Source organism: Enterobacter sp. C4G1 (genome assembly GCF_052886895.1).
The window spans coordinates 1,883,011-1,908,134 of sequence record NZ_JBQVVV010000001.1 but is presented as its reverse complement, the minus strand read 5'-3'; the positions used below and the strand labels follow the sequence as shown (position 1 = coordinate 1,908,134).

Here is a 25,124-nt window from a genome sequence, read left to right as displayed (position 1 = left end):
TGCTACCCCTGCGGCTGATTGCTGATCAGCCGCGACATTGTCTCCAGTGAATCCGTTCTTAAGATGTACAGACGCTTGAGTAAGAACGGATTATCTCCCGGTTTTACCTTTCCTTTCACGGTCGTGACCGCCAGATGAAAACCGGCGTCATTTGCCGCTTTCACCGCGTTATCGTTGTATCCGCCAAACGGATAGGAAAGATAAAGCACATGCGGGTTGAACTGTGCCAAATCACGCCGGGAGCGTTTAAAATCGAACAAAATAATGTGGTAGCTGCGGCTGAGTAAAATCGGCTGATGGTTGCCATCTACGCGGTGTAAAAAATGGGTATGAGACTGAATATCAAATACATCCTGGATCTGCTCCAGCTCTGACACGCTCATGAACTGCAGAGACTTGGGGGCCCACTTCTGCGGATGGCGTTTGATTCGGGATGAGATAATAAACGCCGTTGCCTTAAACCCGTACTCTTTCAAAATGGGATAAGCATAGCGGCTAACGGATTTCAGGCCGTCATCAAAGGTGATCACCACCGACTTAGCAGGCAGGTTTATTTTGTTACGTACGTACCCCTCGAGCTGATACATGGTCAGCGTGGTATAGCCCTGGTCGCGCAGCCAGGTCATCTGGTTGCTAAAGGCACGCACGCTGGTCGTTGTGGAGGTATGACGAAAACGGGTGTTCTCCTCATCACGCAGGATATGGTGGTAGGTAATCACCGGAATACCGTTATCTTCCTGCGCATCCAGACTGCTTACCCACGCCAGGCGGTTGCCAATGCGGATCTGAAACCAGGTTTGGTTCAGACGGTCTTTAAGCTTGTTCAGGATCGGGTAGCGGAGATTGGCGCTTAAGGTCCCGAAAGGAGCGCTGCTGTTGTCAGCGGCGTTATAAACCGGCGTGTCTTTCCAGGTGACCAGATTTTGATTACTGAGCGGTTTATTCAGATCGCCCAGGCCATCTTCAACGCGCTTCTTGCCCTGCACAGGCTCCAGATGCCCCTTGTCGATAAAACCCGTGCCGAAACCGAAGCGGAACTCATAGTAATCTGCCGCCGCAGGCACCACGGCCAGGATCTGCCCGGCACGCACGTTGCCAACGTTGACCACGTCATTACCCACCTGCCCCCAGATCGCCGCATCTTCGGTGGTTTGCATGTATTGTGCAGGCAGTCTTTGCTGACTTAATAAACTGGCAGAACTGATGCCGGAAACGAACAACAACAGCAGGAATAGTAGACGCGTTAGCATTGGATCGTTATCGATACGAAAAAACTGATGTCATTGTAGCAAAAGAGACATCAATACCAATGTTTAATTCTTATACAGGTTGTGAAGCAGGACGAAAGGAGGATTTTTCTGTTGCTGATGCCACAAGCTGCTGACGCCCGGCGTACCTTGCGCCACGATAGCCTCGCGAAACCCGGCGCTGCCGAGTGTTTCTCGCTGCGGGTACATTAGTTCCAGCAACGGCAGGCTAATTCCTGAAATCACTTCGCAACAATCGTGCTTATGGCTCATCAATGCCGCCGTACGATAGGGGGCAGCGCCGGATTTATCGGTAAGAAAGATAACGCCGTCGCCGGTGTCGGTTTCATGCAGGGCGTCGCACATCATGCGGCTGAGCATATTGGTGCTTAAGCCACGCCAGTAATTGACCGCCCGACATTGCGCCAGCGGACCAAATTTAGCGTCAAGCTTGTCCAGCATATCCTGCGCCTGTTCATCGTGGCAGGTGATGACCCATCCCAGCATAACTCCCTCCTTAGCAGGCGAGTAGTTTAGCCCAGTGAAGGTTAGCTTACGGTGATAACTGTCAAAGAAAAGCGCCCGGCAACGGATTGTCGCCGGGCCGAAGGTTAGCTACGCAGACCGCGCCCACGTTGGATCAGATACCAGCACAGCAGGTAGAAGGCGAGGATAAACACCACCAGCACCGCAACGGTAGTAAACAGCGGCACGTCGGTAATGCCGAGGAAACCAAAGCGGAAGCCGCTTATCATGTACACGATCGGGTTCAGGTGCGACAGCGCCTGCCAGAACGGCGGCAGCAGCGTCAGGGAGTAGAACACCCCGCCCAGATAGGTCAGTGGCGTCAGCACGAAGGTCGGGATCAGGCTGATGTCGTCGAACGTCTTGGCGAATACGGCGTTCAGCAGACCGGCCAGCGAGAACAGGATCGCCGTCAGCAGCAATGTTAGCGCCACAAACAGCCATGAATGCACCTGGAACGGGACAAAGAACAGCGAAATCGCCGTGACCAGGATACCCACGCACAGACCACGCGCCACGCCACCCCCCACGTAACCGGCAATGATCACATGCGTAGGCACAGGTGCGACCAGCAGTTCTTCAATGTTGCGCTGGAACTTGGCGCTAAAGAATGATGACGCAACGTTGGCATAGGCGTTGGTAATCACCGCCATCATGATCAGGCCAGGAACGATAAACTGCATATAGGTGAAGCCGTGCATTTCACCAATTCGCGAACCAATCAGGTTACCGAAAATGATGAAGTACAGTGTCATGGTGATGACCGGCGGCACCAGGGTTTGCACCCAGATGCGCATAAAACGATTAATCTCTTTCGCCCAGATGCTTTTCAGCGCGACCCAGTAAAGATGCGTCATGCCTTGTCTCCTTGTTTCTCATGAACCAGAGAGACAAACAGCTCTTCCAGTCGGTTGGCTTTGTTACGCATACTTAATACCTGCACGCCTTGCGCACTCAGCTGGGCGAACACGCTGTTGATCCCCTGCTCTCTCAACACTTCCACTTCCAGCGTCGAGGTATCGACCAGACGATATTGATAGCCTTCCAGCTTTGGCAGCGGGCTTTTCGGTGCCAGGTCGAGGATAAAGGTTTCTGATTTCAGCTTAGAAAGCAGATCTTTCATCGAGGTGTTTTCCACCAGCTCCCCGTTCTGGATGATACCGATATTGCGGCAGAGCATTTCAGCTTCTTCGAGATAGTGGGTCGTCAGAATAATGGTGGTGCCTTTATCGTTAAGATCTTTCAGGAACCCCCACATTGAGCGACGAAGCTCGATGTCCACACCGGCGGTTGGTTCATCGAGGATCAACAGTTTTGGTTCATGCATCAGCGCACGCGCAATCATCAGACGGCGCTTCATCCCGCCGGATAACATCCGCGCACGTTCGTTGCGTTTTTCCCAGAGATCGAGCTGTTTGAGGTACTTTTCGCTACGCTCAAGCGCGTCTTTGCGCTCCACGCCGTAGTAACCCGCCTGGTTCACTACGATCTGTTGTACGGTTTCGAAGGGGTTAAAGTTGAACTCCTGCGGCACCAGCCCGAGCTGGCGCTTGGCGTTAACGACATCTTTTTGCAGGTCGTAACCAAACACGCTCACCCTGCCGGATGACTTGTTCACCAGAGAACTGATAATCCCGATGGTGGTGGATTTCCCTGCGCCATTTGGCCCCAGAAGCGCATAGAAATCACCCGCCTCTACTTTGAGATCTATTCCGCGCAGCGCCTGAACGCCGCCCGGATAGGTTTTTTTAAGCTGTTCAAGCTCCAGTGCAATCGCCATGAATTAGACTTACCTATAGTTCTGACACACGTTGTGTGGTTTCATTAAAAGTCGGGTTACCCTATAGTAGCGCAACGCAATCACTCGGTTACAGGTCGTTAACCTCCATGAATGACATAGATACACTCATCAGCAACAATGCACTATGGTCAAAGATGCTGGTGGAAGAGGACCCCGGTTTTTTCGGGAAACTGGCGCAAGCGCAGAACCCGCGCTTTCTATGGATTGGATGTTCCGATAGCCGCGTTCCGGCAGAGCGTCTGACCGGCCTCGAACCGGGCGAATTATTCGTTCACCGCAACGTAGCCAACCTGGTCATTCACACGGATCTTAACTGTCTCTCGGTTGTTCAGTATGCCGTCGATGTACTGGAAGTCGAGCACATCATCATTTGCGGCCACTACGGATGTGGTGGCGTCCAGGCTGCGATAGAAAACACTGAGCTGGGCTTAATCGATAACTGGCTGCTGCACATCCGCGATATCTGGTTCAAACATAGCTCACTGCTAGGCGAAATGCCGCAAGAGCGTCGGCTTGATACCCTGTGTGAGCTAAACGTCATGGAGCAGGTCTATAACCTGGGCCACTCCACGATTATGCAATCTGCCTGGAAACGCGGGCAGAAGGTATCTATTCACGGCTGGGCGTACGGTATTCATGACGGGTTACTGCGTAATCTGGAAGTGACCGCTACCAACCGCGAAACGCTGGAACAGCGCTATCGCTCGGGCATTGCCAACCTCAAACTCAAGCACGTAAACCATAAATAAAGCCTGAGGTTTTCTCCCTCTCCCGGTGGGAGAGGGCTGGGGTGAGGGCATCAGCCCGCACCCAATCAACATTACTCGTCCAGCAGCACAACTTTCCCGACATACGGCAGATGGCGATAACGCTGGGCGTAGTCGATACCGTAACCCACCACGAATTCGTCAGGGATAGAGAAACCGACAAACTCAACCGGCACCTGCACTTCACGACGGGTTGGTTTATCCAGCAGGGTGCAGATCGCCAGGGATTTTGGTTCGCGCAGGCTCAGGATCTCGCGCACTTTAGAGAGCGTGTTGCCGGAGTCGATGATGTCCTCAACGATCAACACATCTTTGCCACGAATATCTTCATCCAGGTCTTTAAGGATTTTCACATCACGGGTTGTGGACATGCCGCTGCCGTAGCTGGAGGCGGTCATAAAATCGACCTCATGTGACACCTGCACTTCACGGCACAAGTCTGCCATGAACATAAAAGAGCCACGCAACAAACCAACCAGCACCATTTCGCTGCCGCTGTCTTTGTAATGTTCGGTGATTTGACGGCCCAGTTCGGCGATACGCGCTTTGATCTCCGCTTCCGGGATCATCACTTCAACAGTATGTTTCATATTACTAACCATATGATTTTAATAAAAATCGCTCAATGCGGATGAATCTGCGTCCGGCATCGATTCACAAGCCACCCATTATAACAGCAAATGGATAGCCCTGGCGCATGAGTTATAAAAAGCAAATTTTGTGATTCCGATCACACTTGTTAATACCTATAATTAATTGCTAGCAAATAATTAACAAAACTGACGAGTACTTTTCTATGGCTGAAACAAAAACTCAACAGTCGCGTCTACTGGTGACATTAACAGCAGCGTTCGCAGCCTTCTGCGCGCTGTATCTGTTAATCGGTGGCGTCTGGCTGGTCGCTTTAGGCGGTTCCTGGTACTACCCGATTGCAGGTCTGGTTATGGTTGCCGTAACCGTCCTGCTGTTGCGTAGAAAACAATCAGCACTGTGGCTTTATGCCGCATTACTTCTCGCAACCATGATCTGGGGCGTCTGGGAAGTCGGCTTCGACTTCTGGGCACTGACGCCACGCAGTGACATCCTCGTGTTCTTTGGTATCTGGCTGATCCTGCCGTTTGTCTGGCGTCGCCTGATTGTTCCTTCCAGTGGCGCCGTCGCCGCACTGGTGATTGCCCTGCTTATCAGCGGTGGCATCCTCACCTGGGCTGGCTTCAATGACCCACAGGAGATCAAAGGCACGCTGAACACGGAATCCACGCCTGCCGCGGCTATCTCTCAGGTTGCCGATAGCGACTGGCCTGCGTATGGTCGTAATCAGGAAGGTCAGCGTTACTCTCCACTGAAGCAGATCAACGCCGACAACGTGAAGGACCTGAAAGAAGCCTGGGTCTTCCGTACCGGCGATGTGAAGATGCCTAACGATCCAGGTGAACTGACCAACGAAGTGACGCCAATTAAAGTTGGCAACATGCTTTATCTGTGTACCGCGCACCAGCGTCTGTTCGCGCTTGATGCGGCTACCGGTAAAGAGAAATGGCACTTCGATCCACAGCTCAACTCTAACCCTTCATTCCAGCATGTGACCTGCCGTGGTGTTTCTTACCATGAAGCGCGTGCCGATAATGCCAGCCCGGATGTGGTCGCTGACTGCCCTCGCCGCATCATGCTGCCGGTGAACGATGGACGACTGTTTGCAGTTAACGCCGAAACGGGCAAGCTGTGCGAGACCTTTGCCAACAAAGGTGTCCTGAATCTGCAAACCAACATGCCGGATACCACGCCGGGTCTGTATGAACCGACCTCGCCGCCGATCATCACCGATAAAACTATCGTGATTGCCGGTTCGGTAACGGATAACTTCTCTACCCGCGAAACCTCTGGCGTTATCCGTGGTTTTGACGTGAACACCGGTAAACTGCTGTGGGCCTTCGATCCGGGCGCGAAAGATCCAAACGCGATCCCATCGGACGAACACACCTTTACCTTTAACTCACCGAACTCCTGGGCACCAGCAGCGTATGACGCGAAGCTGGACCTGGTCTACCTGCCAATGGGTGTGACCACGCCGGATATCTGGGGCGGCTATCGCACACCAGAGCAGGAGCGTTACGCGAGCGCTATCGTGGCGCTGAACGCGACCACCGGTAAACTGGCATGGAGCTACCAGACCGTTCACCACGATCTGTGGGATATGGACATGCCATCCCAGCCGACGCTTGCCGACATTACCGTTAACGGCAAAACCGTTCCGGTAATTTATGCACCAGCGAAAACGGGTAACATCTTCGTACTGGATCGCAGCAACGGTAAGCTGGTTGTTCCTGCACCGGAAAAACCGGTTCCTCAGGGGGCAGCAAAAGGCGATTACGTCAGTAAAACGCAGCCGTTCTCTGACCTGAGCTTCCGTCCGAAGAAAGACCTGAGCGGTGCAGACATGTGGGGTGCCACCATGTTTGACCAGCTGGTCTGCCGCGTGATGTTCCATCAGCTGCGCTACGAAGGTATCTTCACACCACCTTCTGAGCAGGGCACGCTGGTCTTCCCGGGTAACCTGGGGATGTTCGAATGGGGCGGGATCTCCGTTGACCCGAACCGTCAGGTAGCGATTGCCAACCCGATGGCGCTGCCGTTTGTCTCTAAACTGATCCCACGCGGCCCGGGTAACCCAATCGAACCGCCGAAAGACGCGAAAGGTACCGGGACCGAATCCGGTATTCAGCCGCAGTATGGCGTGCCGTTTGGCGTAACCCTGAACCCGTTCCTGTCACCGTTCGGCCTGCCGTGTAAACAGCCTGCATGGGGTTATATCTCCGCGCTGGATCTGAAAACCAACCACGTCGTGTGGAAGAAACGTATTGGTACGCCTCAGGACAGTATGCCGTTCCCGATGCCGGTTCCTGTGCCGTTCAATATGGGGATGCCAATGCTGGGTGGCCCAATATCCACCGCTGGCAACGTACTGTTCATCGCGGCAACCGCTGATAACTATCTGCGCGCGTACAACATGACCAACGGTGAGAAACTGTGGCAAGGCCGTCTGCCAGCAGGCGGACAGGCAACACCGATGACCTATGAAGCGAATGGCAAGCAGTACGTAGTCATCTCTGCGGGTGGTCATGGTTCGTTTGGCACGAAGATGGGCGACTATATTGTCGCGTATGCCTTGCCTGACGCAAAATAAAAGCAAAACGGCAACGAAAGTTGCCGTTTTTAGTATTTGTTCCCTCTCCCTGTGGGAGAGGGCCAGGGTGAGGGCATCAGGCCGCACCTTTATTGCCGGGTAAGGCGCAGTCGCCACCCGGCTTTTTTATACGGTAAAACCGAGCATCATCCCCGTATCTTCATGCTCCAGCAGATGGCAATGCGCCATATAGGCGAACTCCTTCGGCGCGTCGTGCGCGAACTTCACCAGCACCTCGCTCACACCACCTTCAACCCGCACCGTGTCTTTCCAGACGGAACGATGTGCCTCTGGCGCTTTACCATTCTCTGAAAGAATGCGGAACTGCGTGCCGTGAATATGGAACGGATGCAGCATCATGTCACCTTCACCAGAAATCACCCAACGTTCAAACTGCCCTTTCGTGGCAGCAAACATCGGCGTATTCATATCGAACGCTTTGCCGTTGATCATGTTGGCGTTATGGAAGTCAAAACCCTGTCCCCCGTGGTTCATTTTCCCCATTCCGCCCATGCTGCCGTGATCCATATTCATATGGCCCATCATCTGCCCATGTTGCATCCCGGCCATCGCCTGATTGCCATATTTCGTCATCAGGGCCTGCATCCCCATCATATCGAGCATCGGATCCATCGAGAGCTGGAGTTTGCGCTGAGTTAACCCCTCAAGTGCAGGTAACGCAGGCACCTTCGCCAGAGTATCCGGCAATATGCCCGACGCCGTGACCTGAAGCGGCTGAATGCGCAGCACCGGGTGCGGCTGATCAAATGGCGCAACGGCCATGCCCATCTGGCTCACCGGCAGGGTCACAAGGTCAAACGCCTTGCCATCGCTGATATCCACCAGCACTTCAAAACGCTCGCCCATCAGCATCGGTAATTCGTTGACCTTAACCGGCTCAGGCAACAGGCCGCCATCGCTCGCCACCACATACAGCGGGCGTTTATCACTGGTGGCAAAATTCAGCGAACGCGCGTTACATCCATTAAGCAGACGTAAACGCAGCCAGCCCTTCGGCGCGGCGTGCTGCGGGTAAATCGCGCCGTTGGTCAGCAACGTATCGCCGAACCAGCCCACCGCTGCGCTCATCACGTCCAGTTGGTAATCAATCTGCCCGTCTGAGGTGAACTTTTTGTCCTGCACAATCACCGGCACATCGTCGATGCCCCACTGTTTTGGCAGGCGCAGCAGGCGGCTTTCATCATCTTCAATGAGTACCAGCCCTGCCAGCCCCATCGCAACCTGCCGTCCGGTTTTGCCATGCTGATGCGGGTGGAACCAGCAGGTCGCTGCAGGCTGGTCAGGGGTAAAGGTGACACTGCGCTTACCGCCCGCTTTAATCACCCCCTGCGGACCCCCGTCCACTTCACCCGGGACTTCCAGGCCGTGCCAGTGCAGCGTTGTCTCTTCCGCCAGCGTATTGTGGATGTCCACAGTGACGGCTTTTCCTCTGCGTAACTGAATAGCAGGGCCGAGCAGATTGCCGTTATACCCCCAGGTTGTCGCAGAATGCTCACCAAAGGTCGTTTTACCCGACTGAACAATAAGCTGGATGCGGCTGCGGGCATCCGCGGTAAGCAGATCAGGGATGGGTAAGGCGGGTCTGTCGGCCGCAAAAACTGCGCGACTCCACAGCGGTAATGCGCTGGCAACCCCCAGCGCAACGGAATATTTTAAAAAATCACGACGTTGCATGTTCATTTCCTTATTTCCAGCAGGCGATATTTTGAGCATAAACCCTCCCCTTACCGGAAGGTCAAGCAAAGCGGCAATAATAAAGATCGTCGCCCTGGCATCAAGTATGCTAACGTTAATTTTCCGTGACGCAGTGGTAGAAGCAATGAAGACGTTTTTCAGGACAATTTTGTTCGGCAGCCTGATGGCTATGTGTGCAAACAGTTATGCGCTGAGTGAAAATGAAGCAGAAGATATGGCCGATTTAACGGCGGTTTTTGTATTCCTGAAAAATGATTGTGGTTACCAGAATTTACCCAACGGGCAGATTCGTCGCGCACTGGTCTTTTTTGCCCAGCAGAACCAGTGGGATCTCAGCAACTACGACAGCTTTGACATGAAGGCACTCGGTGAGGACAGCTACCGCGATTTAAGCGGTATCGGCATTCCCACAGCAAAGAAATGCAAAGCTCTGGCTCGCGACTCCCTTAGCCTGCTCGCCTACGTAAAATAACCTCCCCGACGCTCCTTGTTGACCCTATAGCCGTGCAAGCACGGTTATAGTTAGCTATCATGTTTCGCTCATTTTTCGTGGGAAAACGGATGTTAACAAAGGAGGCGTCAGCTTATGGCCGACAACGCGTTGTGGCATGAAACACTGCATGATCAGTTTGGTCAGTACTTTGCCGTTGATAACGTGCTTTATCATGAGAAAACCGATCATCAGGATCTGATCATTTTCGAAAACGCTGCTTTTGGGCGCGTGATGGCGCTGGACGGCGTGGTGCAAACCACCGAGCGTGACGAGTTTATCTATCACGAGATGATGACCCACGTACCGCTGCTGGCACACGGACAGGCCAAACACGTTTTGATTATCGGCGGGGGTGATGGCGCCATGCTGCGTGAAGTCTCCCGCCATAAATCAGTCGAATCCATCATCATGGTGGAAATCGACGCAGGCGTTGTCTCTTTCTGCCGCCAGTACTTACCCAATCATAATGCCGGCAGCTATGACGACCCGCGCTTCAGTCTGGTGATTGACGATGGGGTCAACTTTGTTAACCAGACCACACAAACCTTTGATGTGATCATCTCTGACTGCACCGACCCAATCGGCCCGGGCGCATCGTTGTTTACCTCATCCTTTTACGAAGGTTGCAAACGTTGCCTTAAGCCCGGTGGGATCTTCGTGGCACAGAACGGCGTCTGCTTCCTGCAACAGGATGAAGCCATCGACAGCCACCGCAAGTTAAGCACCTATTTTGGCGATGTCAGTTTCTATCAGGCCGCTATTCCGACTTACTACGGCGGGATCATGACCTTTGCCTGGGCAACGGATAACGAGGTGCTACGCCATCTCTCCGCCGAAATCATTCAGGCCCGTTTCCACCAGGCCGGTCTTCATTGCCGATACTACAATCCGGCTGTCCACACCGCCGCGTTTGCCTTGCCTCAGTATTTGCAAGACGCGTTGTGCTCTCAGGGGGTGAACTAATTGAAAAAGCTTAAACTGCATGGCTTTAACAACCTGACAAAAAGCCTGAGTTTTTGTATTTACGATATCTGCTATGCCAAAACAGCAGAAGAACGCGATGGGTATATCGCCTATATCGATGAACTCTACAACGCCAATCGTCTGACTGAAATCCTGTCAGAAACCTGCTCGATTATTGGCGCGAATATCCTCAATATCGCGCGCCAGGATTACGACCCTCAGGGTGCAAGCGTGACCATCCTGGTCAGCGAAGAGCCAGTCGACCCGCAGCTTATCGACAAAACCGAGCACCCCGGTCCGCTGCCAGAAGTGGTGGTGGCTCACCTGGATAAAAGCCATATCTGTGTGCACACCTATCCGGAAAGCCATCCTGAAGGCGGGCTGTGTACGTTCCGCGCCGATATCGAAGTATCGACCTGCGGTGTGATTTCACCGCTGAATGCGCTGAACTACTTAATCCACCAGCTGGAATCCGATATCGTAACCATTGACTATCGCGTCCGCGGCTTTACTCGTGATATCAATGGCATGAAGCACTTTATTGACCACGAGATCAATTCCATTCAGAACTTTATGTCCGAGGACATGAAAGCGCTGTATGACATGGTGGACGTGAATGTATACCAGGAAAACATCTTCCATACCAAGATGTTGCTTAAGGAGTTTGACCTTAAGCACTACATGTTCCACACCAAACCGGAAGACCTGAGCGACGAAGAGCGTAAGGCCATCACTGACCTTCTCTGGAAAGAGATGCGCGAAATCTACTATGGCCGCAATATTCCGGCCATGTAAGAGACACAAGGAGCAAGGACGCTCCGGTATGCTATTTCTGTTTCATGAACTCGCGGTACGCCGCCACCACCTTCAGGAAGTCTTCGACGCCGCACAGCGACAGACTCTCTTCATCGTAGTAGCTCATCCCCTCTTCCATCTCGTCACCCGGGAATTCAAGCTGGTTGGCACGCACCATAACCTCTTCGCCGTCCATCCACAGCGTGTATTCGTGCCCGGCACGTTGCCAGGAGCGCTCACTGCCTTTCACCGTATTCGCTGCCTGTTCAACTTCATCAAGAAGCGCGAGATTCTCTTTCACCTCTTCGTTAAACCAGTGTCCTACGGCTTCGTGGCCCATCGACATACGCACTTTCACCACTCCGGTGATGTCGCGCAGAAATTCGTAATCCATAGTATTTTCCTCTGCAAAGCCATTAAGGTAATTATCGCAGCAGCGAGGAAGAAAAAAAGCGTAAGAGGTGGGAGGAATGAAAATAAAAACCCACCGCAGTTGCGATGGGTTTTGTAGGCCCGGTTAGCGTAGCGCCACCGGGCAATGGGTCAGGTGCGGTCTGGTGCTCTCACCCCCAGCCCCTCTCCCACGGGAGAGGGTAGCATTTATACTGCCGTCTGGAAGATAACGCCGTCAGCCTTCTCGGTGTACTGAGAGAGCTGGTCGAAGTTCAGATAACGATAGGTATCCACCGCCGTCTTATCAACCTGAGCAATATAAGTCTGGTACTCTTCCGGCGTTGGCAGTTTGCCAATCAGCGCGGCAACCGCCGCCAGCTCCGCAGAGGCCAGATAAACGTTAGCGCCAGTACCCAGACGGTTCGGGAAGTTACGGGTAGAGGTAGAGACTACCGTCGCACCGTCTGCTACGCGCGCCTGGTTACCCATACACAGGGAACAGCCAGGGATTTCGATACGCGCACCGCTCTTACCGAACACGCTGTAGTAACCTTCTTCAGTCAGCTGAGCGGCGTCCATGCGGGTTGGCGGAGCCACCCACAGACGCGTTGGCAGCTGGCCTTTATGGGTATCCAGCAGCTTACCGGCAGCACGGAAGTGACCGATGTTGGTCATACAGGAACCGATGAACACTTCGTCGATCTTATCGCCCTGAACGTCAGAGAGCAGACGAGCATCGTCTGGATCGTTTGGTGCACACAGGATTGGCTCTTTGATATCCGCCAGATCGATGTCGATCACTGCCGCATATTCTGCGTCAGCATCGGCTTCCAGCAACTGCGGATCCGCCAGCCATTTTTCCATCCCCTGAACACGACGTTCCAGCGTACGACGATCGCCGTAACCTTCTGCGATCATCCACTTCAGCAGCACGATGTTAGAGGTCAGATACTCTTCGATCGGCGCCTGGTTCAGCTTGATGGTACAGCCCGCAGCGGAACGCTCAGCGGAGGCATCGGTCAGTTCGAACGCCTGCTCTACTTTCAGATCCGGCAGACCTTCAATTTCCAGGATGCGGCCAGAGAAGATGTTTTTCTTACCTTTCTTCTCAACGGTCAGCAGGCCCTGCTTGATGGCATACAGCGGGATGGCGTGAACCAGGTCACGCAGGGTGATACCCGGCTGCATTTTGCCTTTGAAGCGCACCAGAACGGATTCTGGCATATCCAGCGGCATCACGCCGGTCGCAGCAGCAAACGCCACCAGACCAGAGCCCGCCGGGAAGGAGATACCAATCGGGAAACGGGTATGAGAGTCGCCACCGGTACCCACGGTATCTGGCAGCAGCATACGGTTCAGCCAGGAGTGAATAACGCCATCACCCGGACGCAGGGACACACCGCCACGGTTCATGATGAAGTCTGGCAGCGTGTGGTGTGTGGTCACATCAACCGGCTTCGGATAGGCCGCAGTGTGACAGAAGGACTGCATCACCAGGTCAGAAGAGAAGCCCAGGCACGCCAGGTCTTTCAGTTCGTCACGGGTCATTGGGCCAGTGGTATCCTGAGAGCCCACAGAAGTCATCTTCGGCTCGCAGTACGCACCCGGGCGAATACCAGTTACGCCGCACGCGCGGCCAACCATTTTCTGCGCCAGGGAGTAACCACGGTTACTTTCCGCCACATCTTTCGCCTGACGGAAAACGTCTGAGTGCGGCAGACCCAGCGCTTCACGCGCTTTGGTGGTCAGGCCACGACCGATGATCAGCGGAATACGGCCACCGGCACGCACTTCGTCGACCAGAACGTCGGTTTTCAGCTCAAAGCTTGCCAGCAGTTCGTTGGTTTCGTGGTGACGCACTTCACCTTTGAACGGGTAAACGTCAATCACGTCGCCCATGTTCAGGTTGTTCACGTCCACTTCAATTGGCAGTGCGCCAGCATCTTCCATGGTGTTGAAGAAGATTGGTGCAATTTTGCCGCCCAGGCACAGGCCGCCGCCGCGTTTGTTCGGCACATGCGGGATATCATCGCCCATGAACCACAGCACGGAGTTGGTTGCAGATTTACGGGAAGAGCCGGTACCCACAACATCGCCCACGTAGGCCAGCGGGAAACCTTTCTCCTGCAGGGCTTCGATCTGCTTGATCGGGCCAACGCTGCCTGGCTGATCCGGCTCGATACCTTCACGGGCGTTTTTCAGCATCGCCAGCGCGTGCAGAGGGATATCAGGACGGGACCACGCATCCGGAGCCGGGGAGAGGTCATCGGTGTTAGTTTCACCGGTCACCTTGAAAACGGTCACGGTGATTTTTTCAGCCAGTGCAGGACGGTTCAGGAACCATTCGGCATCAGCCCAGGACTGCATAACCTGCTTCGCGTATTTGTTGCCCGCTTTGGCTTTTTCTTCCACATCGTAGAAGTTATCGAACATCAGCAGCGTTGAAGAGAGCGCTTTGGCCGCAATTGGAGCCAGCTTTTCGTTATCCAGCGCGTCAATCAGCGGATGAATGTTGTAGCCACCCTGCATGGTGCCGAGCAGTTCAATCGCTTTTTCAGGAGTCACCAGTGGGGAGGTTGCTTCGCCTTTGGCAATGGCAGCAAGGAAACCGGCTTTTACGTAGGCAGCTTCATCTACGCCAGGCGGTACGCGGTTGATCAACAGATCTAACAGGAATTCTTCTTCGCCCTTGGGCGGATTCTTCAGCAGCTCGACGAGCGCGGCCATTTGGGTTGCATCTAAAGGTTTGGGTACAATTCCCTCGGCGGCACGTTCTGCTACGTGCTTACGGTATTCTTCTAGCACGACGGTTCTCCTCGCTCTCATTGTCATATTGCGGCATACACAGCGTGTATGTGGGCGAATCTCTTCACGCTCCTGTGAGACAGCAGTTTGTAGGGTAAATGCCCGATACCGCGTCGGGCAGCATAGCAGGATTTCTGCACAGTGTTAATCCGTTTACAAAAAAGCAACATTAAAAAATTTGCTGAATCGTTAAGGATGGTATAGCGGGGAGATGATTCGAATTTTGGGCACAAAAAAACCGCCTTAAAGCGGTTAATTTGTTGCCTTGCGGTGGTAGCACACCGGGCTGGCAGATTTGCGGCAAAACCCCAACGGATTAAATTTTGCCCCAGAGTTCGTTTCCTTGCAAGCCGAAGGTGAAATACTGCGTAGCGCTTTCCTGTTTCGTATGAAAATAAATGTAACTTCACTTCTCATCTTCTGCATCCCCTTTGAATCCACTACTCTTCTTCTCGGGCTGCTTCGCTGGTGTAGCAACCAGTCACCGGGTCCGGGAGCAGTTCCGTAACCTACGTGGCAAAACCCCAACTTGCCTGGTTCTGCCTTTCCCGCTGGAGAATGAACCCGCGTAGCCATTATGAGAACGCACGCAATGGAGATGCGAATCACTGCGCTGATCGTTGTGACCGGTTTACTGCTTACTGCACTGCACGGTGGCTGGAACATATCTGACATCACGGTGCTGTTTGTCGTTAACCTCGGCAACTAGCTGCTGGCCGCTCGCAAGAGCGGCCTTCTGAATATCCCAGCGGCTTTTCAACCTTCAGATATAATTGTGTAATAAATGCTCACACTCTTTATCCGGACACTCCGGGTGGTTTCCCAAGAAAAGTCAAAACTGTAAGACACGGGTGAATAATACTCGCGGCAACAGGAACGCCTCACGGCACAGCGCTTGTCTCGTTGGAGTCACTTTATGAAGTTGCCATTTAAGCCACACTTGCTTGTCCTTTTATGCAGTGCCGGGCTGTTTGCCGCCTCTGGCGTTATGTTTGTCAAAAGCCGCGCAACAGAAACCCCCGTCACTCCTGCTCCCGTTGCTCAACAACCTGTAACACCGGCCCCGGCTGCCACACCGGCACCCACAGAGCAAACCGCGCCTGCCACACCGCCAACCTACAGTGCCGCGCAAATCGATCAGTGGGTAGCGCCTATTGCGCTTTATCCTGATGCCCTGTTGTCGCAAATATTGATGGCATCCACCTATCCGGCTAACGTTATCCAGGCTGCGCAATGGTCGAAGGACAACCCTAAAATGCAGGGTGATGCCGCCATTCAGGCCGTGGCCAGCCAACCCTGGGATCCCAGCGTGAAATCGCTGGTGGCGTTTCCTCAGCTCATGTCGCTGATGGGCGAAAACCCGCCGTGGGTGCAAAGTCTGGGCGATGCCTTTCTCGCGCAGCCAAAAGACGTGATGGACTCCGTACAACGTCTGCGTTTGCTGGCTCAGCAAACGGGCGCATTAAAATCTACACCACAGCAGACGGTTACCACCGAGACAAAACCTGCCCCGGCGAAAACCGTGACCACCGAGCCGACAACCACGACTACCACCACAAGCCCAACAGTCATCAAGATTGAATCCGCCGATCCGCAGGTGGTTTATGTCCCCACCTATAACCCCAATACGGTTTACGGGACCTGGCCAAACACCGCCTATCCGCCAACCTATCTCCCACCGACCACCGGCGAGCAGTTTGGCAACAGTTTCGTGAACGGTTTAGGCTTCAGCCTGGGCGTGGCGACCACCTACGCCATCTTCAGCAGCATTGACTGGGACGACGACGATTGGGATCACCATGATCACGATTACGACCATAATGGCGGTTACAACCGTAATGGTGATAACAACATCAATATCAACGTTGATAACTTCAATAAAATCAGTGGTCAGCGTCTGACTGACGCTAACCGTACCTGGCAGCATAACCCGGCTTATCGTGAAGGGGTGCCGTACCCAAATAGCCAGCTTAATAACCGCTTCCACTCCACCAACGCAGCAACGGGGCTGAGCGCAACCCAGCAAAAACCGGTTAATCGTGATAACCAGCGCCAGGCTGCAATGGCGCAGATGGAAAAATCAACCGGGAAAACTTTCCCGCAAACGGCGCGCACCGGCACAAAAGATGCTCAGCGTCAGATGTCGAATCAGCAACTGAAGCAGATTTCTCAGCGTAATAACTATCGGGGTTACGACACCAACAAGACACAGACCGGGAAAAAGGCCAACTCTCAGCAGAGAGAGAATCGTAAAGCGACGGCACAAAGACAGGAGCCACGGGTTTCGCAAACGGCACAGCAGCGCAATGTGCAACAACGAAATACTCAGCAACGCACAAGCCAGCCGCGTGCCAACGCCCTGAGTGGAAACGATAGCCGCTCCGGGAACTGGCAAGCTCAGCAGCAGCGTGGCGCGCAGAGCCGTCAGGTTGCCTCGCGCAATCAGCCGCAACGACAAGCCTCTGGCGCACGGTCTGAACGCCGTGAAGTCCGTCATCGTTAAGGGAGCCGACATGAACATTAAATTACTCAGCGGAGTGGTGTTGCTCATGGTTTCAGCCATCGCGCAAGCACAACAACACTTCGACACTCCGGACAAGGCGACAGACGCACTGGTAAATGCAATCAGCGAGCAAAATGAAGCCGCAATGGGCGAACTGCTCGGGGAAAACTGGCGCGATTTCCTGCCGCCTGAAGGGGTCGATCCTGATGCCGTCGACCGCTTCCTGCGCGACTGGAAAGTCCGGCATAACACAGTAACTAACGGCGATGTCGCACATCTGGTGGTGGGCGATAGCGACTGGCAGCTCCCGATACCGGTCATTAAGACCGCAAACGGCTGGCAATTTGATATCAAGGAAGCTTCCGAAGAGATCCTGACACGTGAAATTGGTCGTAATGAACTCGCCGCTATAGAAGCGCTCCACGCTTACGTGGACGCGCAGCAAAGTTATTACGAGATGAACCAGACGTACGCGCAGAAAATTGTCAGCTCAAAAGGGAAAAAAGATGGTCTGTACTGGCCCATTACGCCCGGGGAAGCGCCCAGCCCGCTTGGCCCGGCATTCAGCCCGTCAGAGCCTGGGGCCGGCTATCACGGATATCGCTTCCGTATATTGCCCGATAAAAACAACGGCTTTGCGATGGTTGCCTGGCCTGTCAGCTACGGGCAAACGGGAGTGATGAGCTTTGTGATCAATCAGGATGATACCGTTTACCAGCGCGATCTGGGTAAGGATTCAGAGCAAAAAGCCCAGGCTCTGGCCGCATATAACCCAGACAAGGCCTGGCAGGCTGTGACTCCTTAAATGTCAGACATAAAAAAAGCGGCCCGAAGGCCGCTTTTTTATGTCTGAAGAAACTTATTTCTTCTTCGCTTTCGCGTTTGGCAGGTCGGTGATGCTACCTTCGAACACTTCTGCCGCCAGGCCCACAGACTCATGCAGAGTTGGGTGAGCGTGGATGGTCAGCGCGATGTCTTCAGCGTCACAACCCATTTCGATAGCCAGACCGATTTCACCCAGCAGCTCGCCGCCGTTGGTGCCGACAATCGCACCACCGATCACACGGTGAGTCTCTTTGTCGAAGATCAGTTTGGTCATACCGTCTGCGCAGTCGGAAGCGATAGCACGGCCAGAAGCAGCCCACGGGAAGGTGGCGGTTTCGTAGCTGATGCCTTTCTCTTTCGCTTCTTTCTCAGTCAGACCAACCCAGGCAACTTCTGGCTCGGTGTAAGCGATAGATGGGATCACTTTCGGATCGAAGTAGTGTTTCATGCCGGCGATAACTTCAGCGGCAACGTGACCTTCGTGAACACCTTTGTGTGCCAGCATTGGCTGACCGACGATATCGCCGATTGCAAAGATGTGCGGCACGTTGGTGCGCAGCTGTTTGTCAACGCGGATGAAGCCACGGTCGTCAACTTCCACGCCAGCTTTGCCCGCGTCGAGGTTTTTACCGTTCGGCACACGGCCAATAGCAACCAGCACGGCGTCGTAACGCTGTGGTTCCGCAGGGGCTTTTTTGCCTTCCATGGAAACGTAAATACCGTCTTCTTTCGCTTCAACGGCAGTGACTTTAGTTTCCAGCATCAGGTTGAATTTCTTGCTGATGCGTTTGGTGAAGACTTTAACGATGTCTTTGTCAGCAGCCGGGATAACCTGGTCGAACATTTCAACCACGTCAATATCTGAACCCAGCGCATGGTACACAGTACCCATTTCCAGACCGATGATACCGCCACCCATAACCAGCAGGCGTTTTGGAACGGTTTTCAGTTCCAGCGCATCGGTGGAATCCCACACGCGTGGATCTTCATGTGGAATGAATGGCAGTTCGATTGGACGAGAGCCCGCCGCGATGATCGCGTTGTCGAAGTTGATCACGGTTTTGCCGTTTTCGCCTTCCACTTCCAGGGTGTTCGCGCCGGTGAATTTACCCAGACCGTTTACCACTTTCACTTTACGGCCTTTGGCCATACCCGCCAGACCGCCGGTAAGCTGAGTGATAACTTTCTCTTTCCAGGTACGAATTTTGTCGATATCAGTTTTCGGCTCGCCGAAGACGATACCGTGTTCAGCCAGAGCTTTGGCTTCTTCGATAACTTTGGCTACGTGCAGCAGCGCTTTAGAAGGGATACAGCCGACGTTCAGACAAACACCACCGAGGGTGCTGTAACGTTCTACGATGACGGTTTCCAGACCTAAATCCGCGGCGCGGAATGCTGCGGAGTAACCTGCCGGGCCTGCCCCAAGTACTACGACCTGAGTTTTGATTTCTGTGCTCATCATGACCTCTTAATTTATACCCGTCGTCCACCGGGTCGTTCTATCCGCCCGCAGTTTACAAAATTGTTAACAATTTTGAAACAACAAACGGCTCACGAATTTTCGCTTTCGCCAATAACCTCACAAACCCCATGAGGTTATCAGAAAAAAGCCGGCCGATTGGCCGGCTTTTCGATTACATCACCAGGCGGCGAATGTCGCTCAGGGTGTTATTGATGATGGTAATGAAACGCGCACCATCAGCACCGTCGATCACGCGGTGGTCGAAGGACAGAGAGATTGGCATCATCAGACGCGGCATGAACTCTTTGCCATTCCACACAGGCTCCATCGCGGACTTGGACACACCAAGGATTGCCACTTCCGGCGCGTTAACAATCGGTGCGAAGTGGGTAGTACCCAGGCCACCGATGCTGGAGATGGTGAAGCAACCGCCCTGCATTTCGCCAGCAGTCAGCTTGCCATCACGCGCTTTTTTGGAGATCACGGTCAGTTCACGGGACAGCTCAGTGATGCTCTTCTTGTTCACGTCTTTGAAGACCGGAACAACCAGACCATTTGGCGTATCAACCGCAACACCGATGTTGATGTATTTCTTCAGCGTCAGCTTCTGGCCATCTTCGGACAGGGAGCTGTTGAAGCGTGGCATCTGTTCCAGAGCCGCAGCAACCGCTTTCATGATGAAGACCACTGGGGTGAATTTCACGTCCAGTTTACGTTTCTCAGCTTCGGCGTTCTGCTGTTTACGGAACGCTTCCAGATCGGTGATATCGGTTTTATCGAAGTGCGTAACATGCGGGATCATTACCCAGTTACGGCTCAGGTTAGCACCAGAGATTTTCTGGATACGACCCAGTTCAACTTCTTCGATTTCGCCAAACTTGCTGAAGTCCACTTTCGGCCATGGCAGCATTCCCGGGATACCGCCACCGGTGGCAGCAGCTGGAGCCGCTTCAGCGCGTTTAACCGCGTCTTTCACGTAAGTCTGCACGTCTTCGCGCAGGATACGACCTTTACGGCCAGTACCTTTAACTTTCGCCAGGTTCACACCGAATTCGCGCGCCAGGCGACGAATCAGTGGAGTCGCGTGGACGTAAGCATCGTTTTCAGCGAACTCAGATTTGCCTTCTGCTTTTGCAGCTGGTGCCGCAGCAGGTTTAGCAGCCTGAGTCGGTGCAGCAGCAGGTGCTGGAGCAGCCGCGGCCGCCGGAGCAGCAGCAGGCGCAGCGCCTTCAACTTCGAAGACCATGATCAGAGAGCCGGTAGACACTTTGTCGCCAGTGCTGATTTTGATCTCTTTAACGGTACCCGCGAATGGCGCAGGAACTTCCATGGAAGCCTTGTCGCCTTCAACGGTGATCAGTGACTGTTCAGCGGCAACTTTATCGCCCACTTTCACCATCACTTCGGTCACTTCAACTTCGTCACCGCCGATGTCTGGTACGTTAACGTCTTTCGCGCCGCCAGCAACAGCTGGAGCCGCGGCTGCCGGAGCAGCTACCTGTGCAGGTGCAGCACCCGCCACTTCGAAGACCATGATCAGGGAACCTGTAGACACTTTGTCACCGGTGTTGATCTTGATCTCTTTAACGGTACCCGCGAATGGAGCCGGAACTTCCATAGAGGCTTTGTCGCCTTCTACGGTGATCAGAGACTGCTCAGCCGCAACGGTATCGCCCACTTTCACCAGGATTTCAGTGACTTCAACTTCGTCACCGCCGATGTCAGGCACGTTAACTTCTTTCGCGGCCGCGGCAGCTGCTGGAGCAGCAGCCGGAGCAGCTTTCTTCTCTTCCTGCGCAGGTGCAGCTGCTGCTGCACCGTCGGCGGAATCGAAAATCATGATCAGTTTGCCAGTCTCGGTTTTATCGCCAACAGAGACTTTGATCTCTTTAACGATGCCAGCCTGAGGAGACGGGACTTCCATAGAGGCTTTGTCGCCTTCTACGGTGATCAGCGACTGTTCAACTTCAACTTTGTCGCCTACTTTGACCAGGATCTCGGTGATTTCAACTTCATCAGCCCCGATGTCCGGTACATTGATTTCGATAGCCATTATTCTTTTACCTCTTACGCCAGACGCGGGTTAACTTTTTCTGCATCGATGTTGAATTTGGTAATTGCATCCGCAACCACTTTCTTATCGATTTCGCCACGTTTAGCCAGTTCGCCCAGTGCTGCTACAACCACGTAAGAAGCATCAACTTCGAAGTGATGACGCAGGTTTTCGCGGCTGTCAGAACGACCAAAGCCGTCAGTACCCAGTACGCGATAATCATCAGCTGGTACGTAAGTACGAACCTGCTCAGCGAACAGTTTCATATAGTCAGTAGACGCTACCGCTGGTGCATCGTTCATCACCTGAGCGATGTACGGAACGCGCGGAGTTTCCATTGGGTGCAGCATGTTCCAGCGCTCACAATCCTGGCCATCACGCGCCAGTTCAGTGAAGGAAGTTACGCTGTACACATCAGAACCTACACCGTAGTCGTTCGCCAGGATCTGTGCCGCTTCACGTACGTGACGCAGGATAGAACCGGAGCCCAGCAGCTGAACTTTGCCTTTGCTACCTGCAACAGTTTCGAGTTTATAGATACCTTTACGGATACCTTCCTCGGCACCTGCTGGCATTGCCGGCATGTGGTAGTTTTCGTTCAGCGTGGTGATGTAGTAGTAAATGTTCTCTTGTGCTTCACCGTACATACGGGTCAAACCGTCGTGCATGATGACAGCCACTTCGTACGCGTAAGACGGGTCGTAAGAGATACAGTTAGGGATAGTCAGAGACTGAATGTGGCTGTGACCATCTTCGTGCTGCAAACCTTCGCCGTTCAGGGTCGTACGACCGGAAGTACCGCCTACCAGGAAGCCGCGAGCCTGTTGGTCGCCTGCCTGCCAGCACAGGTCACCGATACGCTGGAAACCGAACATGGAGTAGTAAATATAGAACGGGATCATTGGCAGGTTGTTGGTGCTGTAAGAGGTCGCAGCAGCCAGCCAGGATGCGCCAGCACCCAGTTCGTTGATACCTTCCTGAAGGATCTGACCTTTTTCGTCTTCTTTGTAGTATGCAACCTGCTCACGGTCCTGCGGAGTGTACTGCTGGCCGTTCGGGCTGTAGATACCGATCTGACGGAACAGACCTTCCATACCGAAAGTACGCGCTTCGTCAGCGATGATTGGAACCAGACGATCTTTGATCGACTTGTTCTTCAGCATCACGTTCAGGGCACGAACGAAAGCGATAGTGGTAGAGATTTCTTTGTTCTGCTCTTCCAGCAACTGAGAGAAGTCTTCCAGCGCTGGCAGTTCCAGTTTCTCGGTGAAGTTAGGCTGACGAGCTGGCAGGTAGCCTTTCAGCGCCTGACGACGTTCGTGCAGGTACTTGTGCTCTTCAGAACCTTCCGGGAAGGTGATGTAAGACAGGTTTTCTACCTGCTCATCGGTCACTGGAACGTTGAAACGGTCGCGGATATAACGCACGCCGTCCATGTTCATTTTCTTCACCTGGTGAGCGATGTTTTTACCTTCTGCGGTATCACCCATGCCGTAACCTTTGATGGTGTGGGCCAGGATTACAGTCGCTTTACCTTTGGTGTCCTGCGCTTTTTTCAGTGCAGCGTAGACTTTCTTCGGATCGTGACCACCACGGTTCAGGGCCCAGATCTGCTCATCAGTCCAGTCTGCAACCAGTGCTGCGGTTTCAGGATATTTGCCGAAGAAGTGCTCGCGAACGTAGGCACCGTCTTTGGATTTGAAGGTCTGATAGTCACCGTCAACAGTTTCGTTCATCAGCTGGATCAGTTTACCGCTGGTATCTTTACGCAGCAGCTCATCCCAACGACCGCCCCACATGACTTTAATCACGTTCCAGCCAGCACCGCTGAAGATGCCTTCCAGTTCGTTGATGATCTTGCCGTTGCCGGTTACCGGACCATCCAGACGTTGCAGGTTACAGTTGATGATGAAGCACAGGTTGTCCAGCTTCTCACGGGTTGCGATGGTGATCGCACCTTTAGATTCTGGCTCATCCATTTCACCGTCGCCCAGGAAGGCGTATACGGTTTGCTCAGAAGTATCTTTCAGGCCACGGTGTTCCAGATATTTCAGGAATTTAGCCTGGTAGATCGCACCGATTGGACCCAGACCCATAGAAACGGTCGGGAACTGCCAGAATTCTGGCATCAGTTTAGGGTGCGGGTAAGAAGACAGACCTTTACCGTGAACTTCCTGACGGAAGTTGTTCATCTGCTCTTCAGTCAGACGACCTTCCAGGAATGCACGTGCATAGATGCCCGGAGAGATGTGGCCCTGGAAGTACACCAGATCGCCGCCGTCTTTCTCGTTAGCTGCACGGAAGAAGTGGTTGAAGCACACTTCGTAAACGGTTGCAGAAGACTGGAAGGAAGCCATGTGGCCGCCCAGTTCCAGGTCTTTCTTGGATGCGCGCAGAACGGTCATGATGGCGTTCCAGCGAATTGCAGAACGGATACGACGTTCCAGATCCAGATTGCCCGGGTATTCCGGTTCGTCTTCGACGGCAATCGTGTTTACGTAGTTGTTAGCCCCTGCACCTGAAGCTACTTTCACACCGCCTTTACGGGCTCCAGAAAGCAGCTGATCAATCAGATACTGAGCACGCTCAACACCTTCTTCACGGATGACCGATTCGATCGCCTGTAGCCAGTCGCGAGTTTCGATCGGATCCACGTCATTTTGGAGACGTTCTGACATGGGGGTATTCCTTATCTATCTAATACGTTGATTTGTCTGGAACCTGTCCCATTGTATTTTCGCCAGAAAACACAATAAGACAGGTTCTGCGTTTAGTTGCCGCGCTCTAAAAAAACCTGGCGCTTAATCCTTTCGTTGCTGTATGCGGCGTAATGAACGTTCGCGACGCGATTGTTCACGGCTGCGGTCCAGCAAGATTTCCTCAATGAAAGCCAGATGTCGGTGCGACGCTTCGCGCGCCTGCTCCGGTTCCCCGGCCATTATCGCCTCGAATACTCGGGTGCGATGGTTGCTGACCAGCGGAAGCATTTCCCGACGGGCATACAACAATTCAAAATTCTGACGAACGTTCTGGGCCAGCATCGGCTCCATGCAGCGAAGCAAGTGCAGTAAAACCACATTATGTGCTGCCTCGGTGACGGCGATTTGATACTGGACGACGGCATCGGACTCGGCGTCTAAGTCGCCGGACTGCTGTGCCCGTTCAATGGCCTGATGCAGTTCGCGGATACGCACGCGATCTTCATCAGTGCTGCGAAGGGCGGCGTAATAGGCCGCAATACCTTCAAGCGCGTGACGGGTCTCAAGCAGGTCAAACTGGGATTCTGGGTGGTCAGAGAGAAGTTCTACCAGCGGATCGCTGAAGCTCTGCCACAGGCTGTTTTGCACAAAGGTTCCGCCGCCCTGGCGACGAAGCAGCAAGCCCTTTGCTTCGAGGCGTTGGATTGCCTCACGCAGCGAGGGACGGGAAACGTCGAACTGTTTTGCCAGCTCGCGTTCAGGCGGGAGTTTTTCACCAGGGCGCAGTGTCCCTTCGAGGATTAAAAACTCCAGCTGCTGCTCAATCACATCGGATAGTTTTGGTTGGCGAATTTTGCTGTAGGCCATATTCCCTGTCTTACGCCTTTTTGCCC

Annotated in this window: 20 protein-coding genes; 8 read left to right on the top strand and 12 right to left on the bottom strand. The window is 53.5% G+C overall.

Annotated elements, in window-relative coordinates; translation table 11 throughout:
- Nucleotides 1-2: 2 nt before the first annotated feature.
- The 4 genes from ACT9TW_RS09155 to ACT9TW_RS09140 all read right to left on the bottom strand — a co-directional run bounded on the left by ACT9TW_RS09155 (nucleotide 3) and on the right by ACT9TW_RS09140 (nucleotide 3,552).
- A complete protein-coding gene (locus tag ACT9TW_RS09155) occupies nucleotides 3-1,250 on the bottom strand; it encodes a polysaccharide deacetylase family protein (RefSeq protein WP_446492195.1) in 1,248 nt (415 codons plus the stop codon).
- Nucleotides 1,251-1,313: 63 nt separating this feature from the next.
- A complete protein-coding gene (locus ACT9TW_RS09150) occupies nucleotides 1,314-1,754 on the bottom strand; it encodes a PTS sugar transporter subunit IIA (protein ID WP_182059610.1) in 441 nt (146 codons plus the stop codon).
- A gap of 104 nt (nucleotides 1,755-1,858) precedes the next feature.
- Complete coding sequence (locus ACT9TW_RS09145; protein ID WP_182059609.1) at nucleotides 1,859-2,629, bottom strand: ABC transporter permease; 771 nt, start codon at nucleotides 2,627-2,629, stop codon at nucleotides 1,859-1,861.
- Nucleotides 2,626-3,552 carry an ABC transporter ATP-binding protein gene (locus tag ACT9TW_RS09140; protein ID WP_014068937.1) on the bottom strand — a complete coding sequence of 309 codons (927 nt, stop codon included), beginning with the start codon at nucleotides 3,550-3,552 and terminating at the stop codon, nucleotides 2,626-2,628. Before ACT9TW_RS09140 ends, ACT9TW_RS09145 begins: the two co-directional genes overlap by 4 nt.
- A 107-nt stretch (nucleotides 3,553-3,659) precedes the next feature.
- On the opposite strand from ACT9TW_RS09140, the gene can reads away from it, so the two are divergent.
- Nucleotides 3,660-4,322, top strand: a complete 663-nt coding sequence (can, locus tag ACT9TW_RS09135) for a carbonate dehydratase (RefSeq protein WP_020882596.1) — start codon at nucleotides 3,660-3,662, stop codon at nucleotides 4,320-4,322.
- A 71-nt stretch (nucleotides 4,323-4,393) separates the two neighbouring features.
- On the opposite strand, the gene hpt is transcribed toward can, so the two are convergent.
- Nucleotides 4,394-4,930: a hypoxanthine phosphoribosyltransferase gene (hpt, locus tag ACT9TW_RS09130; RefSeq protein ID WP_014068935.1), complete on the bottom strand. Its 537-nt coding sequence runs from the start codon at nucleotides 4,928-4,930 to the stop codon at nucleotides 4,394-4,396.
- A gap of 206 nt (nucleotides 4,931-5,136) precedes the next feature.
- On the opposite strand from hpt, the gene ACT9TW_RS09125 reads away from it, so the two are divergent.
- A complete protein-coding gene (locus ACT9TW_RS09125; protein WP_446492194.1) occupies nucleotides 5,137-7,524 on the top strand; it encodes a glucose/quinate/shikimate family membrane-bound PQQ-dependent dehydrogenase in 2,388 nt (795 codons plus the stop codon).
- Between the two features lie 126 nt (nucleotides 7,525-7,650).
- Here ACT9TW_RS09125 and cueO read toward each other — a convergent pair whose 3' ends face one another.
- Nucleotides 7,651-9,219 carry a multicopper oxidase CueO gene (gene cueO, locus ACT9TW_RS09120; RefSeq protein ID WP_446492193.1) on the bottom strand — a complete coding sequence of 523 codons (1,569 nt, stop codon included), beginning with the start codon at nucleotides 9,217-9,219 and terminating at the stop codon, nucleotides 7,651-7,653.
- A gap of 145 nt (nucleotides 9,220-9,364) precedes the next feature.
- Here cueO and ACT9TW_RS09115 point away from each other — a divergent pair, with 145 nt between their 5' ends.
- The 3 genes from ACT9TW_RS09115 (at nucleotide 9,365) to speD (ending at nucleotide 11,491) form a co-directional block, all read left to right on the top strand.
- Nucleotides 9,365-9,712: a YacC family pilotin-like protein gene (locus ACT9TW_RS09115; protein ID WP_014882582.1), complete on the top strand. Its 348-nt coding sequence runs from the start codon at nucleotides 9,365-9,367 to the stop codon at nucleotides 9,710-9,712.
- 114 nt (nucleotides 9,713-9,826) lie between these two features.
- Complete coding sequence (gene speE, locus ACT9TW_RS09110) at nucleotides 9,827-10,696, top strand: polyamine aminopropyltransferase (RefSeq protein ID WP_446492192.1); 870 nt, start codon at nucleotides 9,827-9,829, stop codon at nucleotides 10,694-10,696.
- Complete coding sequence (gene speD / locus ACT9TW_RS09105; protein ID WP_446492191.1) at nucleotides 10,697-11,491, top strand: adenosylmethionine decarboxylase; 795 nt, start codon at nucleotides 10,697-10,699, stop codon at nucleotides 11,489-11,491. It abuts the gene before it with no gap.
- A gap of 31 nt (nucleotides 11,492-11,522) precedes the next feature.
- Here speD and yacL read toward each other — a convergent pair whose 3' ends face one another.
- Nucleotides 11,523-11,885: a protein YacL gene (gene yacL / locus ACT9TW_RS09100; RefSeq protein ID WP_446492190.1), complete on the bottom strand. Its 363-nt coding sequence runs from the start codon at nucleotides 11,883-11,885 to the stop codon at nucleotides 11,523-11,525.
- A gap of 206 nt (nucleotides 11,886-12,091) precedes the next feature.
- Entirely contained in the window at nucleotides 12,092-14,689 is a 2,598-nt protein-coding gene (gene acnB / locus ACT9TW_RS09095) for a bifunctional aconitate hydratase 2/2-methylisocitrate dehydratase (RefSeq protein WP_315687929.1), read from the bottom strand.
- Between the two features lie 577 nt (nucleotides 14,690-15,266).
- On the opposite strand from acnB, the gene ACT9TW_RS09090 reads away from it, so the two are divergent.
- The 3 genes from ACT9TW_RS09090 (at nucleotide 15,267) to ACT9TW_RS09080 (ending at nucleotide 17,997) form a co-directional block, all read left to right on the top strand.
- Complete coding sequence (locus ACT9TW_RS09090; protein WP_259349628.1) at nucleotides 15,267-15,398, top strand: hypothetical protein; 132 nt, start codon at nucleotides 15,267-15,269, stop codon at nucleotides 15,396-15,398.
- Nucleotides 15,399-15,605: 207 nt separating this feature from the next.
- Nucleotides 15,606-17,192 carry a DUF3300 domain-containing protein gene (locus tag ACT9TW_RS09085; RefSeq protein ID WP_446492189.1) on the top strand — a complete coding sequence of 529 codons (1,587 nt, stop codon included), beginning with the start codon at nucleotides 15,606-15,608 and terminating at the stop codon, nucleotides 17,190-17,192.
- A 10-nt stretch (nucleotides 17,193-17,202) separates the two neighbouring features.
- Nucleotides 17,203-17,997, top strand: coding sequence for a DUF2950 family protein (locus tag ACT9TW_RS09080; RefSeq protein WP_446492188.1), 795 nt, complete (start codon nucleotides 17,203-17,205; stop codon nucleotides 17,995-17,997).
- A gap of 54 nt (nucleotides 17,998-18,051) precedes the next feature.
- On the opposite strand, the gene lpdA is transcribed toward ACT9TW_RS09080, so the two are convergent.
- The 4 genes from lpdA to pdhR all read right to left on the bottom strand — a co-directional run bounded on the left by lpdA (nucleotide 18,052) and on the right by pdhR (nucleotide 25,098).
- Nucleotides 18,052-19,476, bottom strand: coding sequence for a dihydrolipoyl dehydrogenase (gene lpdA / locus ACT9TW_RS09075; RefSeq protein WP_014068924.1), 1,425 nt, complete (start codon nucleotides 19,474-19,476; stop codon nucleotides 18,052-18,054).
- Between the two features lie 175 nt (nucleotides 19,477-19,651).
- Nucleotides 19,652-21,532: a pyruvate dehydrogenase complex dihydrolipoyllysine-residue acetyltransferase gene (gene aceF, locus ACT9TW_RS09070; protein WP_446492187.1), complete on the bottom strand. Its 1,881-nt coding sequence runs from the start codon at nucleotides 21,530-21,532 to the stop codon at nucleotides 19,652-19,654.
- A 14-nt stretch (nucleotides 21,533-21,546) separates the two neighbouring features.
- Nucleotides 21,547-24,210 (bottom strand): pyruvate dehydrogenase (acetyl-transferring), homodimeric type, encoded by a 2,664-nt coding sequence (gene aceE, locus ACT9TW_RS09065; RefSeq protein WP_446492186.1) that lies wholly within the window; start codon nucleotides 24,208-24,210, stop codon nucleotides 21,547-21,549.
- A gap of 123 nt (nucleotides 24,211-24,333) precedes the next feature.
- A complete protein-coding gene (gene pdhR, locus ACT9TW_RS09060) occupies nucleotides 24,334-25,098 on the bottom strand; it encodes a pyruvate dehydrogenase complex transcriptional repressor PdhR (RefSeq protein ID WP_014068921.1) in 765 nt (254 codons plus the stop codon).
- Nucleotides 25,099-25,124: the final 26 nt, after the last annotated feature.